This window comes from Methyloligella halotolerans (assembly GCF_001708935.1).
In the GTDB taxonomy this organism is placed as follows: Bacteria; Pseudomonadota; Alphaproteobacteria; order Rhizobiales; family Methyloligellaceae; genus Methyloligella; species Methyloligella halotolerans.
On record NZ_MASI01000008.1, the window covers coordinates 47,742 to 61,685 of the forward strand.

The 13,944-nt window shown below is 63.9% G+C and carries 13 protein-coding genes and 1 pseudogene; 7 read left to right on the forward strand and 7 right to left on the reverse strand.

The features are described from left to right. Positions 1-4: 4 nt before the first annotated feature. From dnaA to mutM, 6 genes and pseudogenes are all read right to left on the reverse strand, one after another. Positions 5-1,426 (reverse strand): chromosomal replication initiator protein DnaA, encoded by a 1,422-nt coding sequence (dnaA, locus tag A7A08_RS12985; RefSeq protein WP_069095904.1) that lies wholly within the window; start codon positions 1,424-1,426, stop codon positions 5-7. 110 nt (positions 1,427-1,536) lie between these two features. Further along, the gene (locus tag A7A08_RS12990) at positions 1,537-2,055 is read right to left on the reverse strand and encodes a rhodanese-like domain-containing protein (RefSeq protein ID WP_342586690.1); all 519 of its coding nucleotides are present in this window, start codon (positions 2,053-2,055) and stop codon (positions 1,537-1,539) included. Between the two features lie 750 nt (positions 2,056-2,805). Beyond that, complete coding sequence (rpsT, locus tag A7A08_RS12995; protein ID WP_069095906.1) at positions 2,806-3,075, reverse strand: 30S ribosomal protein S20; 270 nt, start codon at positions 3,073-3,075, stop codon at positions 2,806-2,808. After that, the gene (locus A7A08_RS13000) at positions 3,015-3,722 is read right to left on the reverse strand and encodes a GrpB family protein (protein ID WP_069095907.1); all 708 of its coding nucleotides are present in this window, start codon (positions 3,720-3,722) and stop codon (positions 3,015-3,017) included. Before A7A08_RS13000 ends, rpsT begins: the two co-directional genes overlap by 61 nt. Positions 3,723-3,743: 21 nt before the next feature. Then, positions 3,744-4,537: pseudogene (locus A7A08_RS13005) on the reverse strand (enoyl-CoA hydratase). Positions 4,538-4,562: 25 nt separating this feature from the next. Next, positions 4,563-5,447, reverse strand: a complete 885-nt coding sequence (mutM, locus tag A7A08_RS13010; protein ID WP_069095908.1) for a bifunctional DNA-formamidopyrimidine glycosylase/DNA-(apurinic or apyrimidinic site) lyase — start codon at positions 5,445-5,447, stop codon at positions 4,563-4,565. 184 nt (positions 5,448-5,631) lie between these two features. On the opposite strand from mutM, the gene ubiE reads away from it, so the two are divergent. From ubiE to A7A08_RS13040, 6 genes are all read left to right on the forward strand, one after another. Next, a complete protein-coding gene (gene ubiE / locus A7A08_RS13015; RefSeq protein ID WP_069095909.1) occupies positions 5,632-6,381 on the forward strand; it encodes a bifunctional demethylmenaquinone methyltransferase/2-methoxy-6-polyprenyl-1,4-benzoquinol methylase UbiE in 750 nt (249 codons plus the stop codon). Between the two features lie 5 nt (positions 6,382-6,386). After that, entirely contained in the window at positions 6,387-7,955 is a 1,569-nt protein-coding gene (gene ubiB, locus A7A08_RS13020; RefSeq protein WP_069095910.1) for a 2-polyprenylphenol 6-hydroxylase, read from the forward strand. A 52-nt stretch (positions 7,956-8,007) separates the two neighbouring features. After that, positions 8,008-9,243 (forward strand): bifunctional phosphopantothenoylcysteine decarboxylase/phosphopantothenate--cysteine ligase CoaBC, encoded by a 1,236-nt coding sequence (gene coaBC / locus A7A08_RS13025; RefSeq protein WP_069095911.1) that lies wholly within the window; start codon positions 8,008-8,010, stop codon positions 9,241-9,243. Positions 9,244-9,260: 17 nt separating this feature from the next. Continuing rightward, positions 9,261-9,722, forward strand: coding sequence for a dUTP diphosphatase (gene dut / locus A7A08_RS13030; RefSeq protein WP_069095912.1), 462 nt, complete (start codon positions 9,261-9,263; stop codon positions 9,720-9,722). A 155-nt stretch (positions 9,723-9,877) separates the two neighbouring features. After that, positions 9,878-10,681: a HesA/MoeB/ThiF family protein gene (locus A7A08_RS13035; RefSeq protein ID WP_069095913.1), complete on the forward strand. Its 804-nt coding sequence runs from the start codon at positions 9,878-9,880 to the stop codon at positions 10,679-10,681. A gap of 134 nt (positions 10,682-10,815) precedes the next feature. Beyond that, entirely contained in the window at positions 10,816-12,060 is a 1,245-nt protein-coding gene (locus tag A7A08_RS13040) for an FAD-dependent oxidoreductase (RefSeq protein WP_069095914.1), read from the forward strand. A gap of 100 nt (positions 12,061-12,160) precedes the next feature. Here the strand turns inward: A7A08_RS13040 and A7A08_RS13045 are convergent, their stop codons facing one another. Continuing rightward, positions 12,161-13,150: a 2-hydroxyacid dehydrogenase gene (locus tag A7A08_RS13045; protein ID WP_069095915.1), complete on the reverse strand. Its 990-nt coding sequence runs from the start codon at positions 13,148-13,150 to the stop codon at positions 12,161-12,163. Between the two features lie 213 nt (positions 13,151-13,363). Between A7A08_RS13045 and A7A08_RS13050 the strand changes: the two genes are divergently transcribed. Further along, positions 13,364-13,912, forward strand: a complete 549-nt coding sequence (locus tag A7A08_RS13050; RefSeq protein WP_083226774.1) for an SH3 domain-containing protein — start codon at positions 13,364-13,366, stop codon at positions 13,910-13,912. Positions 13,913-13,944: the final 32 nt, after the last annotated feature.

Consider the following 13,944-nt stretch of genomic DNA (forward strand, 5'->3'; position numbering starts at 1 on the left):
CGCGTTAATCCCGCAGGAGACGCTGCAAAAGCTCGATTTCCTCGCGCATTTGGGTGTCGTCCGACATCAGCTGCTCAATCTTGCGGATCGCGTGCAGCACCGTGGTGTGGTCCCGATTGCCGAACCGGCGCCCGATCTCCGGTAGCGAGCGCGACGTGAGCTGCTTGCAGAGATACATGCCGATCTGGCGCGGACGGACGATGGAGCGGTTGCGGCGCCCGGAAAGCAGGTCCCCCCGGTTCACCCCGTAATGCTTGGAAACCGTCCGCTGGATGTCGTCGATCCGCACCCGCTTGGGCTCCGTGCCGCGCATCAGCTCCCGTACGATCTGCTCGGCGATCTCGAGGGTCACCGGCTGATCCGTCAGCTGATAGGCCGCCCGCAGGCGATGTACTGCGCCTTCGAGTTCCCGGCCGCTTTCGGTGAGCCGGTCGGCAAGATAGCTCAGCACCGTATCGGAAATCTCGAGCCCAGGGGTGTCCTTGCAGGCATCGCTCGCCCGCTTGCTCAGGATCTTGTGCCGCAGGTCCCGGTCCATGGGCGCGATCTCCGCCACAAGGCCGCCACCGAGCCGCGACCGCATCCGCATATCGAGACGGTCGAGATGGTTCGGCGCCCGATCGGCTGCGACCACCACCTGGCGTCCGCCATCGATCAGCGAATTCAGCGTATGGCAGAACTCCTGCTGGATGGTGGGCCCCTGGAGGAACTCCATGTCGTCGATGATCAGGAGATCGATCCGGCGCAGGCTTTCCTTGAAGGCCAGCGCATCCTTGGCCCGCAGCGCCTGGACGAAGCCAGACATGAACCGCTCCGCCGTAAGGTAGAGCACCTCGCCCTCGGGCTTCGCCTTGGTGAACTGCCAGGCGATCGCGTGCAGCAGATGGGTCTTACCCAGCCCGACATTGCCATGCAGGAAGAGCGGATTGAACTGGGACCCGGCGCCGTTTCCGGACACCTGGTTCGCCGCCGCATTGGCAAGCTGGTTCGATGCTCCGACCACGAACGTATCGAAGGTGAGCTTCGGGTCCAGCGGCGAGCCGTCGAACCCGCCATAGCCCGTGCGCAAGGGCAGCGTGACCTCCGCCGCCTCGGCCACCGCGACCCGCGGTGCCGGCGCCGCCTCTGCGGCTTTCCGGGCCGCCGCCGCGTGTTTGAAATGCGGCTGCCGCACCTGGAAATCCAGCCGCTCCAGATCGCTCCACTCCTGGCGGCTGAGCTGGATCACGAAATCGTAGTAGTGGGACCGGAGCCAGCTTTTCAAAAAGCGCGTGGCCACCGTCAAATGGGCTGTACCTTCCTCGACCCTGTCAAGCTCGACGCCTCGAAACCAGCTCGAATAGACGTCCTCACCCAACTCAGCTTGCAGACGTGACTTGACCCTCTCCCACGCGGCGCGAGCCGCGTTGTCGTTTTTCTCTGTCACTTTTTGTGCCACCCGTTCGTCTACCCCGCGCAGGCACGCACCGCTTACTCCAGACAGAGCAGCACCCCCCTGACACGGACAGCCTCTTGTCCATACGGCTGGTCGTTTGCCTAGCTTTGAAGCCAGGGGAGACCTGCCGCCTTCCAGCCACCGATGGCGCCCCGATGCCTATCGTCGTCCAGCGGCCCCTCAAAACCGCCGGCGACATTGTGACAAGCACGAAACCCCATCGTCGCCATTGCCTCGGCAGCTGCCAGGCTCCGGCTGCCCGAACGGCAGATGAAGAAAAGGTCGTCGTCTGGCGAAACGCCGAGAGCTTTCAGCTCTCCGGCCAGACGTTCGGCGAAACGCGGATCGACCGTTTGGTCGGGAAACGTCTGCCATTCGACGAGAACAGGACGCTTACCGAGGCCTCCGAGATCCGGAATCCCGACATACGTCCACTCAGCTCTCGTCCGCACATCGACGAGCTGCGCGCCGCCACTGGACGAGAGCGCCTTCCAGGCCGTCTCCACGTCCACGTTATCGACTTCGCTATCGCCCATTTCTGCGCTCAAGCAGCAGATCCCCTCTTTGAAAAACCTAGGTATCGAGCGGTCAACCCAAGTACAAATCAGCTCGAAAGCCACTATACCTAGTAGTTCTTCTGCTACAAACGCCGCACTCTACGTCGCCTACGACTAAAAACTTCAAACTTTCCCCGCACCATCATCGCATTAGACAAAACTTTCCCGTCCCGACACTAGCCAGGCTTGAAAACTGTATTGTGATGGAGGGGGCTACCCCGTTCGGATGAGTGAACTATACACGGGCGGTTTCGGCCGATCAAGCAACCGCCCCGCGGCCTGCCGTCCCTCGGCACCCTTCCCGGCCGCCCTCAATCCTCGCCGCCAACTCACTGTGCTGCAAGCTTGATTCGATCCGGCCGGACCCTGCCGGTAGCGGGATTCAACCTCCTCGGCGCCCTGAATCGCGGCTAAAAAATTTTGCTAAAAAAGGGTTACCGCACGGCGCTCCAGCTTCGGTTTTCGGACCGGCTCGCGCCGTCAAACAATTGAAATATTCACGAAATCGACATGAAAGGGCGCCTCGAAAATCCCCGAACTCACCCAAAAATTTCGTGTCACCTCCGCAACAGAGTGACTTTTTTGGCCTCGGCGTAAAATTTTTATGTTGCAAGAAAGGGCCCCGCCGAGTCCGGCGCCGGCATGCCCTGAAGGCGAGCAATCCCGCCCTGTAATTGCCCGTTCGGCGCGCACAGAGCTGGCCGCCAAGGGCCTGCCGGAAGGGACCGACGGGCCACGCGCAAAAAGCGCGCAAGGAGCATTCCTTACGCGCTTATTGGATCGCTAGCGATCTTGAGGATTAGACGAAGCGGTCTACGCCGATTCCATCGCGCCGACGCGCTTGGACAGGCGGGAGATCTTCCGCGAGGCGGTCCGCTCGTGCAGCACGCTCAGCTGGCCGTTCCGGGCGATGATCGGCTGGGCTGCCCGGAGGGCTGCCTGAGCCTCGTCCTTCTTGCCCGAGGCGATCGCCTCTTCGACCTTGCGGATGAAGCTCCGCATGCGGCTCTTGCGGGCGGTGTTCACGGCGGTCCGCTTGTGCAGCTGCCGGACGGCCTTCTTTGCCGATTTCGTATTCGCCATATGTCGTTCCCAAAGCGCGTGTCACGCCGATCCATTCGGCGGCTCTCCGCGCAACAAAATCCTGAAAGGAGAATTGACCGCGCTCTATAACGGGCGCGGCGCAACCCGTCAACCGGGCTGAGGCCACCGTGGGCCGTGAAGCGAGGGATGCTCCCTCCGCCCCACCCAAGAACCGCCCGGATAAAGTAGGACTTCGCCTCCCTGTAGGCCTCCATGGGCTGGCCGTCGAACCGACGCTTCAAGGCATTGTAGCGAACGACCAGATCCGGATCCTCCCTCATCCGCTCCGCAAAGAGATGGAAGACGTCATACTCGCCGCCGAGTGCCGTGAGCTGGATACCGAGGGGCGGGCTGCTGCCCGGCTGCTCGAATGCTGAGAAGCCGCCGGTCCTGACCGAGCCGGAATTGCGCGCATAGTGGGCGCTCAAAGCCTGATCGGCGGCCGCAAAATCGTCAGGCGCCACCCGCACGACAATGTCGAGATCGCCCTTGGTGAGGCAGCCCGGTATGGCCGTCGCGCCGATATGAAGGATCTCCGCCTGATCCGAAAGGAGCTGTTTCAGCCTGCTGGCGGTCGCGGCGAAAAGCCGGTCAGCCGCCTCTCGTGCCGCCTCCATATCGGCCAGGCGAAGGCTTGGCTCAGCCATCCGGGGCGTCCCCGCGCTCTTTCAGCGATGCTTGAAGTCGGGCTTCCGCTTCTCCGTGAAGGCGGCCATGCCCTCCTTCTGGTCCTCCGTGGCGAAGGTCGAATAGAACAGATGCCGCTCCTGGCGTATGCCTTCGGGCAGGGGCGTCGCCATGCTCGTGTTGATCGACTGCTTGATCATGGCCGCCGCGGGCTGGGAGAAGCTCGCGATCTTGGCGGCGATCTTAAGGGTCTCCTCCATCAGCGACGTTTCGGGAAAGACGCGGGCTACCAGACCCGAGCGTTCCGCCTCTTCGGCGTCCATGCGCCGTCCGGTGAGACACATATCCATCGCTTTCGCCTTGCCCACCGCACGGGTCAGGCGCTGGGTCCCGCCGCGCCCGGCATGATCCCGAGCTGGATCTCCGGCTGTCCGAATTGGGCGCTGTCGGCGGCGATGATCATGTCGCAGATCATGGCGAGCTCCATGCCGCCGCCAAGCGCGAAGCCGGAGACGGCCGCGATCAGCGGCTTCTTATGGGCGGCGATGGCGTCGTATGGCGCGATGAAGTCGGAATTGAAGGCATCGGCGAAGCTCTTGTCCTTCATCTCCTTGATGTCGGCGCCAGCAGCAAATGCCTTTTCGCCGCCCGTCAGCACCACGCAGCCGATCGCAGGATCCGCGTCGCATTTGTCGAGCACGGTGTTCAGCTCGCCCACCAGCTTCGCGTTCAGGGCGTTCATGGCGTCGGGCCGGTTCAAGGTGATGACGGCCACGCCGCCCTCCTGGGCCACCAGCAGGGTCTCGTAAGTCTTCTCGGTCTCGATTCCGTTCATCTGGTCCCGCCTCTTGGTTGGTGGGTTAGCGTTGGCAACTCGGGCAATAGAAGGTGGAGCGTCCACTCTGAACGATGCGCTTCACGACGCCCTGACAGTCTGCATCAGGGCAGGGCTTTCCTTCGCGCCCATACACCTTGAAGGAATGCTGGAAGCGGCCGAGCGATCCGTCCGCATGGGCGTAATCCCGCAAAGAGGAGCCTCCGGCCGCGATCGCATCGGTCAGGACGCGGCCGATCGCATCGGCCAGCCGGGTGCAGCGTTCCGTCGGCTTGCCGGCCTTGGTCACGATGGTGCCAGCAAGCCGAAGCGGAGAAAGCCGCGCCCCATAGAGCGCTTCGCACACATAGATATTGCCGAGCCCAGCGATCCGGCGCTGATCGAGCAGGGCAGCTTTCAGCGGCGTCTTGGCGCCTGCCAGAACGCTCGCCAGGGCCTCGGGCGTGAAGTCGTCGCCGAGCGGCTCAAGCCCCAGCCCCTTGAAGAGAGGGTGGTCCGCCATACCGGCCTCCGGCACCAGCGCCATGTAGCCGAAGCGCCGCGCGTCCGCGTAGCGGATGGCCGCCCCGTCCTTAAGATGGAAGACGATATGCTCGTGACGGGGCGCATCTGTCCCGGGATGGGCAAACACGCCGGGCTTCACGGCAGTGCCGTTCGCCTCATCCACCGTGAAGCGCCCTGTCATGCCGAGATGCATGACCAGCACCTCGCCATCGTCCAGCCGTGCAAGAATATACTTAGCCCGCCGGTCCATGGCCTCGATGCGCCGCCCCGTAAGCCGCGCGGCGAAGTTCGCCGGCAGCGGAAAGCGCAGATCCGCACGGCGTTGCTCCACGCTTTCGATGGTGTTGCCGACCATGAAAGGGGCGAGCCCCAAGCGCACGGTTTCGACTTCGGGAAGTTCGGGCATAGAAGGTCCGGGGCGCTGTACCCCGACTGCGGAAACGCGGTATCGGAATGCCGAGACGGGCATGCAGCGACACGGCGATCGTCGCTGCACCGCAACAATAGCCTGTTCATACCCCTTAGGCTATTGTCCGCAGCCATTCCCCGGGCCATAGAGCCTGCCGAGAGTATTCCAACCGGGCGTAAGCATGGCGGCATCCGAAAAATACAGTTTCGGCTTCGAAGAGGTCGACGAGAACGCACGTCAGGACCGCGTGAACGGCGTCTTTGCAAAGGTCGCCAAGAACTACGACGTTATGAACGACCTCATGTCCGGCGGCATGCATCGGCTGTGGAAGGACGACATGATCGCCCAGCTCAACCCGCCTCGGAGCGCCACGCCCTTCGCGTTGCTCGATGTGGCGGGCGGCACGGGCGATATCGCCGAGCGTTTCCTGAAGGCATCGGGCCCCAACGCGACGGCAATTATCTGCGACATCAGCGCCGAGATGCTGGAGGCGGGTCGCGAACGCCATGCCGGGCTCGACCGGGTCGAATTCGTGCAGGGCAACGCCGAGGCGCTGCCCTACGAAAACGGCCGCTTCGACGCCTACACCATCGCCTTCGGCATGCGGAACGTGACCCATATCGACCGCGCCCTGAAGGAAGCCTTCCGGGTTCTGAAACCTGGCGGTCGCTTCCTTTGCCTGGAGTTCTCGGCCGTCGAAGTGCCCATGTTGGACACTCTCTACGACCTGTTCTCCTTCAAGGCGATCCCGGCCCTGGGGCAGGTCGTGGCGGGGGATTCCGCCTCCTATCGCTATCTGGTGGAGAGTATCCGCAAATTTCCGACCCAGGAGCCCTACGCGGAGATGATCCGCGAGGCCGGCTTCGAGCAGGTTCGCTACCGGAACCTCACCGGCGGCATCGCCGCGATCCATTCCGGCTGGCGGATCTGAGTCCGATGATGGATCCGATCACCAACTCATTCCGGCTCATGCGTGCCGGCTGGACCATTCTCTGGAATGGCGCCCGCGTCGTGCCGGCCGATGCCAATATCCCCGCGCCGCTCAAGATGTTTGCGCGCAAGGAGAAGAAGCCAGGCCAGGAGAGCAATCAGGAGCGGCTGACCCGCGCGCTGACCTCGCTCGGCCCCTCCTACATCAAGCTCGGCCAGTTCCTCGCGACCCGCGACGACATCGTCGGTCCCGACCTCGCCCGCGATCTCGCGCCGCTACAGGACAAGCTTCCGCCCTTTCCCATGGCCGAGGCCAAGCGGACGATCCAGCAGGAACTCGGGCAACCCGTCGAAGACCTCTATACCGAGTTGGGCACGCCGGTCGCTGCTGCCTCCATCGCCCAGGTGCATAAGGCGAAGGTGCGAAAGCCTGACGGCAGCGAGACGCCCGTGGCCGTAAAGGTGCTGAGGCCCGGCATCGAGCGCCGCTTCACCCGCGACCTGGAAAGTTTCCTCTTCGCAGCTCAGACAATCGAAGCCTGGCACGGCCCCAGCCGGCGCCTGCGCCCCGTCGCCGTGGTCGAGACCTTGGCCCAGTCCGTCACCATCGAGATGGATCTCCGCATGGAGGCCGCCGCCATCTCCGAAGTGGCGGAGAATTCCAAGGACGATCATGGCTTCCGGGTGCCCAAGGTCGATTGGACCCGCAGCGCCCGCCGCGTCATGACCCTGGAATGGATCGACGGCATCCCCATCGCCGACAAGGCAGCGCTCGAGAAGGCGGGTTTCGATCCGAAAGAGATCGGCCAGCGGCTCCTCCAGATCTTCCTGCTTCACGCCATGCGCGACGGCTTCTTCCACGCCGATATGCATCCCGGCAATCTCTTCGTGGACGATCAGGGCCGGATCGTTGCCGTCGACTTCGGCATCATGGGACGCTTGGGGCTCAAGGAGCGCCGCTTTCTCGCAGAGATCCTCTACGGCTTCATCACGCGGAATTACCAGCGCGTCTCCGAGGTCCATTTCGAGGCGGGCTACGTGCCCCGCCGCCATTCCGTCGAGCTGTTCGCCCAAGCCCTACGGGCCATCGGCGAGCCGATCATGGACAAGAACGCCACCGAGATCTCCATGGCCGCGCTCCTGGGCCAGCTCCTGCAATATACGGAAGTCTTCGACATGGAGACCCGGCCCGAGTTGCTGCTGCTCCAGAAGACCATGGTGGTCGTGGAAGGCGTCGCCCGCCAGCTCGACCCCGAGCTCAATATCTGGACCGTCTCCGAGCCTGTCGTGCGCGAATGGATGGAGAGCCATTTCGGCGCCGAAGGGCGTATCGAGCAAGCCGCCGAAGGCGCCGTGAGCCTCGGCCGCTTCGCCGGCCATATCCCCCGGCTACTGGGCCAGGCCGAAGCCGCGGCCGACGCCTTCTCCTCTATGGCGGAGGAGGGGCTCCGCCTCGACAGCTATACCGTGGAGCGCATGGCCGATGCCCAAGCCCGCAAAGGCCGCATGGGCCGCCTTGCCCTATGGGTCGGCGCGATTTCGCTCGCCGTCATCGCCGCAGCGATGGTGTTTTAGGGCTCCCTCGCAGTAACGCGAAATGCACCCCATCTATGGTATGAAACGAGCCATGGAGCAGAGCTTGCAAGGAAAACGCGTTCTTCTGATCGTGGGTGGCGGCATTGCCGCATATCGCACCCTCGACCTCGTTCGCCGTTTGCGCGAGTGGGGCGCGGAGACGCGCGCGATCCTGACCAAGGCCGGCGCCGAGTTCGTCACGCCGCTTTCTCTCGCGACGCTCACCGCCAACAAGGTCTTCACCGAGCTGTTCGATCTGAACGACGAGGCGGAGATCGGCCATATCAGCCTGGCCCGCGAGGCCGATCTGGTGCTCGTCGTGCCCGCAACCGCCGATCTCATAGCCAAGATGGCCCAAGGTCAGGCCAACGATCTGGCGACCACGGTCCTGCTCGCCACCACGGCACCGGTGCTCGTGGCGCCGGCCATGAATGTCCGCATGTGGGAGCATAAGGGCACCCAGCGGAACGTCGTCCAGCTCAAAGAAGATGGCTGCCGCTTCGTCGGTCCTCAGGAGGGCGACATGGCTTGCGGCGAGTACGGCTTCGGTCGCATCGCCGATACGCCGCATATCCTGGCTGCCGTCGAGAATGTTTTCGCTGAAGCTTCGAAGGGCCCGCTCTCCGGCAGGCACGTGCTGATCACCGCTGGCCCGACCCATGAGCCCATCGATCCGGTCCGCTATATCGCCAACCGGTCGTCGGGTAAGCAGGGCTATGCGCTCGCGCGTGCCGCCGCTGCTCTGGGCGCCCGCGTGACCCTGGTGAGCGGACCCACGGCTCTAGACGCACCCGATGGCGTCACTCTCATCCAGGTGGAGCGTGCCGCGGAGATGCTGGAGGCGGTCCAGGCCTCGCTTCCCACCGATATCGCGATCATGGCCGCCGCCGTCGCCGATTGGCGCTGTGCCGGCGAAGCCGATCAGAAGATGAAGAAGCAGGAGGGCCAGGAGACCCATTCGGTCGCGCTCTCCCGCAATGCCGACATCCTCGCGGCCGTCGCGAAGGCCGGCCCGAACCGTCCGTCTCTCGTCATCGGCTTCGCCGCCGAGACTGAGAACGTGATCGAGAATGCTGTCGCCAAGCGCCAGAAGAAGAACGCCGACTGGATCGTCGCCAACGACGTTTCGCCCGCCACCGGCATCATGGGTGGCGATGACACCCGCATTCACCTCGTCACCGAAGCCGGCGTCGAGGACTGGCAGCCCATGGCGAAGGACGAGATGGCGCACGCGCTGCTGCGCCGCGCCGCCGGCGCGCTCTCCGGGCTTCGCTCCGCAGCCGAATGAGTGCTATTGCACTTTCGATGAGCACCCATTCAGTATCTGTGAAACTGATCTGGCTGCCCCATGGGGAAGGCCTGCCGCTACCCGCGTATCAGAGCGAGGCCGCGGCCGGCTTCGATCTTCTCGCCGCCGTGGCGGAAGGCGAGGACGTGCAGCTTCGGCCTGGCGAGCGCCAGTTGATCCCGGCCGGATTTTCCATGGAGCTCCCCAGGGGCTTCGAAGCCCAGATTCGCCCCCGCTCCGGTCTCGCTTTCAAGCACGGTGTGACCGTGCTCAACAGCCCTGGGACGATCGATGCGGATTACCGGGGCGAGGTAAAGGTGCTGCTGATCAATCTCGGTGAGGAGGATTTCCTGATTCAGCGGGGCGAGCGCATCGCCCAGATGGTGATCGCACCCGTGACCCGCGCCAGGATAGCTGTGGTCGTGGAGCTTTCCGAGACGGCCCGCGGCGAGGGTGGCTTCGGCTCCACGGGACGCTAGCGTCTCCGGCTCGTCATCGCCGGGCTTGACCCGGCGATCCACGCCGTTACCTCTCAGCTCGTGTATGAGAGTCCGGTCAAGCTCAGCCTGCAACGGAACGAAATGGATGTTCGGATCAAATCCGGGCATGACGAATGAGAGGGTTCGAACACCCCATGTTCACCGACGAAGAAATCGAACGCTATAAGCGCCACCTGGTCCTGAAAGAGATCGGCGGCGACGGACAGCAGCGCCTCAAGCGCGCCCGGGTGTTGATCGTGGGCGCAGGCGGCCTCGGCTCGCCGCTTCTCGTCTATCTCGCCGCGGCCGGCGTCGGCACTATCGGCCTGGTCGACGACGATACGGTGAGCCTGGACAACCTCCAGCGCCAGATCGCCCATGATACGGGCGCCGTCGGCGAGCCCAAGACCATAAGCGCCGCACGCCTCGTCCATCGTTTGAACCCCCATGTGAATGTCGAGCCCCACCAGACCCGGCTCGATATCGACAACGCGCTTGAGCTGATCGAGAGCTACGACCTCGTCGCAGATGCGTCGGACAACTTCACCACGCGCTATCTTCTGAACGACGCCTGCTACTTCGCGAAAGTGCCCCTGGTCTTCGCGGCCCTTGGCCCCTTTGACGGCCAACTCACGACATTTCGTGCATTCGAGACCGGCTCCGATGGCGATCCGAACCCGAACTACCGCTGCCTGTTCCCCGAACCGCCGCCGGCCGGCACCGTGGCGCCCTGCTCTGAGACAGGCATCCTCGGGGCCGTGGCCGGCGTCATGGGGACCTTGCAGGCCGTCGAGGTCCTGAAGGAGTTGACCGGCACCGGCGAAAGCCTCGTCGGCCGCCTCTTGCTCTACGATGCCCTCGCCACCCGGTTCTCGACGATGCAATACGCCTGGGACCCGGAGAATCCGCTGAACGGCAAAGCGCCCAAATACACCGATCTCAGCCATTTGCGCAGCTGAGCATGTCCTTCGGTCGCGGGCCGCGCCGTCGCGGGTTGAAACCGTGGACGGTCGGCGCGTGTCACTATCCCGCGCGGCCCCGCCTGGGATAGGAAAGAGGAGGCGTATTCTGGGACTCCGAAGGTCGAGCCGTCATGGCCAACGAAAAGCTGAACACCCGCTGCTGCGTTGTCGGTGGCGGTCCCGCCGGGATGATGCTCGGCTACCTCCTGGCCCGCGCCGGCGTTGACGTGATTGTGCTGGAAAAGCACGCCGATTTCCTGCGCGATTTTCGCGGCGATACCATCCACCCCTCCACCATGCAGTGCCTCTACGAGCTGGGTCTGCTGGAAGCGTTCCTGAAGCGGCCCCATCAGGAAGTTCGCGAGGTCGGCGCCGATATCAGCGGCAAGCGCTACGAGATCGCCGACTTCTCGCACCTACCGGTGCATAAACGCTGCATCGCCTTCATGCCCCAATGGCATTTCCTCGATTTCCTGGCCGAGGAGGCTCGGACCCTCCCGAATTTCAAGCTCAGGATGGAGACCGAGGTTACCGATCTCCTCTGGGACGGCCACCGCATCGCGGGCGTTCGCGCCCGCCATGGCGACGGCCGTCTCGATATCCGCGCCGATCTCGTCGTGGGCTGCGACGGCCGCCATTCGACTGTGCGCGCCAAGGCCGGGCTTCAGGTGAGCGATCAAGGCGCCCCCATGGATGTGCTGTGGATGCGAATCCCGAAAGCAACCGAAACGGAGGGCGGGACTCTCGGCTATATCGGCGCGGACGGCTTCCTGGTGATGCTCGATCGCGGCGACTACTGGCAATGTGCCTTCGTGATCGCCAAAGACGGCTTCGATGCGGTCAAAGAGCAGGGAATCGAGAGTTTCCGGGACAGGCTCGTGCGCATCAATCCGGCGATCGCCGAGAACGTGAAGGCGCTTGTGAGCTTCGATGATGTGAAGCTCCTCACAGTGACCGTGGACCGGGTCCAGCGTTGGTACCGGCCGGGGCTGCTCTGCATCGGCGACTGCGCCCACGCCATGTCGCCCATCGGCGGCGTGGGCATCAACCTGGCGATTCAGGACGCGGTGGCCGCGGCAAACATCCTGGCCGAGCCGCTGCGCGACGGTCCGGCCGCCGTCGGTCTCCTGGACGACGTGCAGCAGCGCCGCCAATGGCCGGCCAAGATGACGCAAGGGCTGCAGATCTTCCTGCAGAACAAGTTCATCAAGCCGCTGCTCGCAAGCCGCACGGCTCCCAAGGCGCCACTGGCCGTGAAGCTGTTGAATTGGTTTCCGCCGCTCCGCCGCATTCCGGCGCGCATCATCGGCATGGGCTTCCGGCCCGAGCATATCCGCTGCCGCGAGGTGCTCACCCCGCCTGGGAAGAAGAGCTGAGCGCTTCCCTTGCTGTAGCCGTGATCTGAGAACGGTCGTTACCGGATCGCCGGGTCGCGCGCCCGAGGATGACAGCGGAATATTGTTCGAGTGCCGAAGCCTAGAACATCGCCGGGTGGACGCGGTCGGGCGGCGAATGTCCGTCCAGGAAGGTCTTGATGTTGATGATGACCTTCTCGCCCATATCGACGCGGCCCTCGATCGTGGCTGAACCCATATGGGGCAGCACGACCACGCTATCGCTCTTCAGCAGCTTGGGGTTCACGGCCGGCTCGTGCTCGAAAACGTCCAGCGCCGCGCCGGCGATCTCGTTGTTCTCGATCATCCGCGCCAGCGCGTTCTCGTCGATCACCTCGCCGCGCGCGGTGTTGACGATATAGACCGAAGGCTTCAGCAGGGCGAGCCGCCGGGCCGAAAGCAGATGATAGGTTGCCGGCGTGTGGGGACAGTTCACCGAGATGATGTCCATGCGGGCGAGCATCTGGTCGAGGCTGTCCCAATACGTGGCGCCCAGCGCCTCTTCCACCTCCGGCGCCACACGCCGTCGATTGTGATAATGGACCTGCAGGCCGAACGCCCTGGCACGCTTCGCGACCGCCTGGCCGATCCGGCCCATGCCGACGATGCCGAGCCGCTTGCCGAAGATGCGGTGACCGAGCATCCAGGTCGGCGACCAGCCCTCCCAGTCGCCTTCCTTCTTAAGATACTGCGAGCCCTCAGCCAGCCGGCGCGGGACCGCCAGGATCAGCGCCATGGTCATGTCGGCCGTATCCTCGGTCAGCACGCCGGGCGTGTTGGTCACGAGAATCGAACGGTTCCGCGCCGTCTCCAGGTCGATATTGTCCACACCCGTGCCGAACTGGGCGATAAGCTTGAGATTCGGTCCGGCCTGGCTCAGCACCGAGCGGTCGATCTTGTCGGTCACCGTCGGGACCAGCACATGGGCGGTCTTCACCGCATCGATCAGCTCATCGCGCGAAAAAGGCTTGTCATCGAGATTAAGCTTCGCATCGAATAGCTCGCGCAGGCGCGTCTCCACCACCTCGGGCAGCTTGCGGGTGACAATCACAGTGGGTCGTTCGGAATCCATAATACATCCTGTCGAGACTTCGCTCTCGGTGGTGAACGCCGCTGGAGTACGTTTCCAGGCGGCAATTCGCCGCTTTCTCTAACAGAAGCGAATGCAACAGATAAGGGCCATGTTCGGCGAACGCCACGATCCCTTCACTTTTCTGGCCCACCAGAAGCGGGGCGGGCGGCTCCGGGGCGGGGCCGATCGAAGGGGTTCTTTCCGAAAGAGGCAATGGTGAATAGACGAAGCGCTGCGGTTTTTGCTGGTGTTCTGTTGATCGCCGCGTTGACCGCTCTGGTGGTCGCGTCCGACGGCACACCCCTCGGCGCGGCCGAGGGGAAGGGCAGCGACAGCGGCCTGCCCGTGCCGCGTTTCGTCAGCCTGAAGGCGGATCGGGTGAATGTCCGCCGCGGCCCCAGCACCGACCAGGCCATCTCCTGGGTCTTCTCCCGGGCAGGTCTTCCGGTCGAGATCATCGCAGAGACCGTCAATTGGCGCCGTGTGCGCGACAGCGAAGGCTCGGACGGCTGGGTGTTTCACAGCCTCCTCAGCGGCCGCCGCACCGCTCTCATCAGCCCCTGGGCCAAGGAGAGCGAAGCCGTCCCGCTCTATAGCCGCGCATCCCAAAGCGCGGGCGTGGTGGCCGAGCTCCAGCCCAATGTGCTGGGCGACATCGAATCCTGCGATGGGGAATGGTGCGAGATCGTCGTCGGCGACTACAGCGGATACGTCCAGCAAGAGCTGCTGTGGGGCGCCTATCGCGGCGAGATCATCAACTAGCTGAAAATAAAGCCGGATCGGGCGTAAGACGC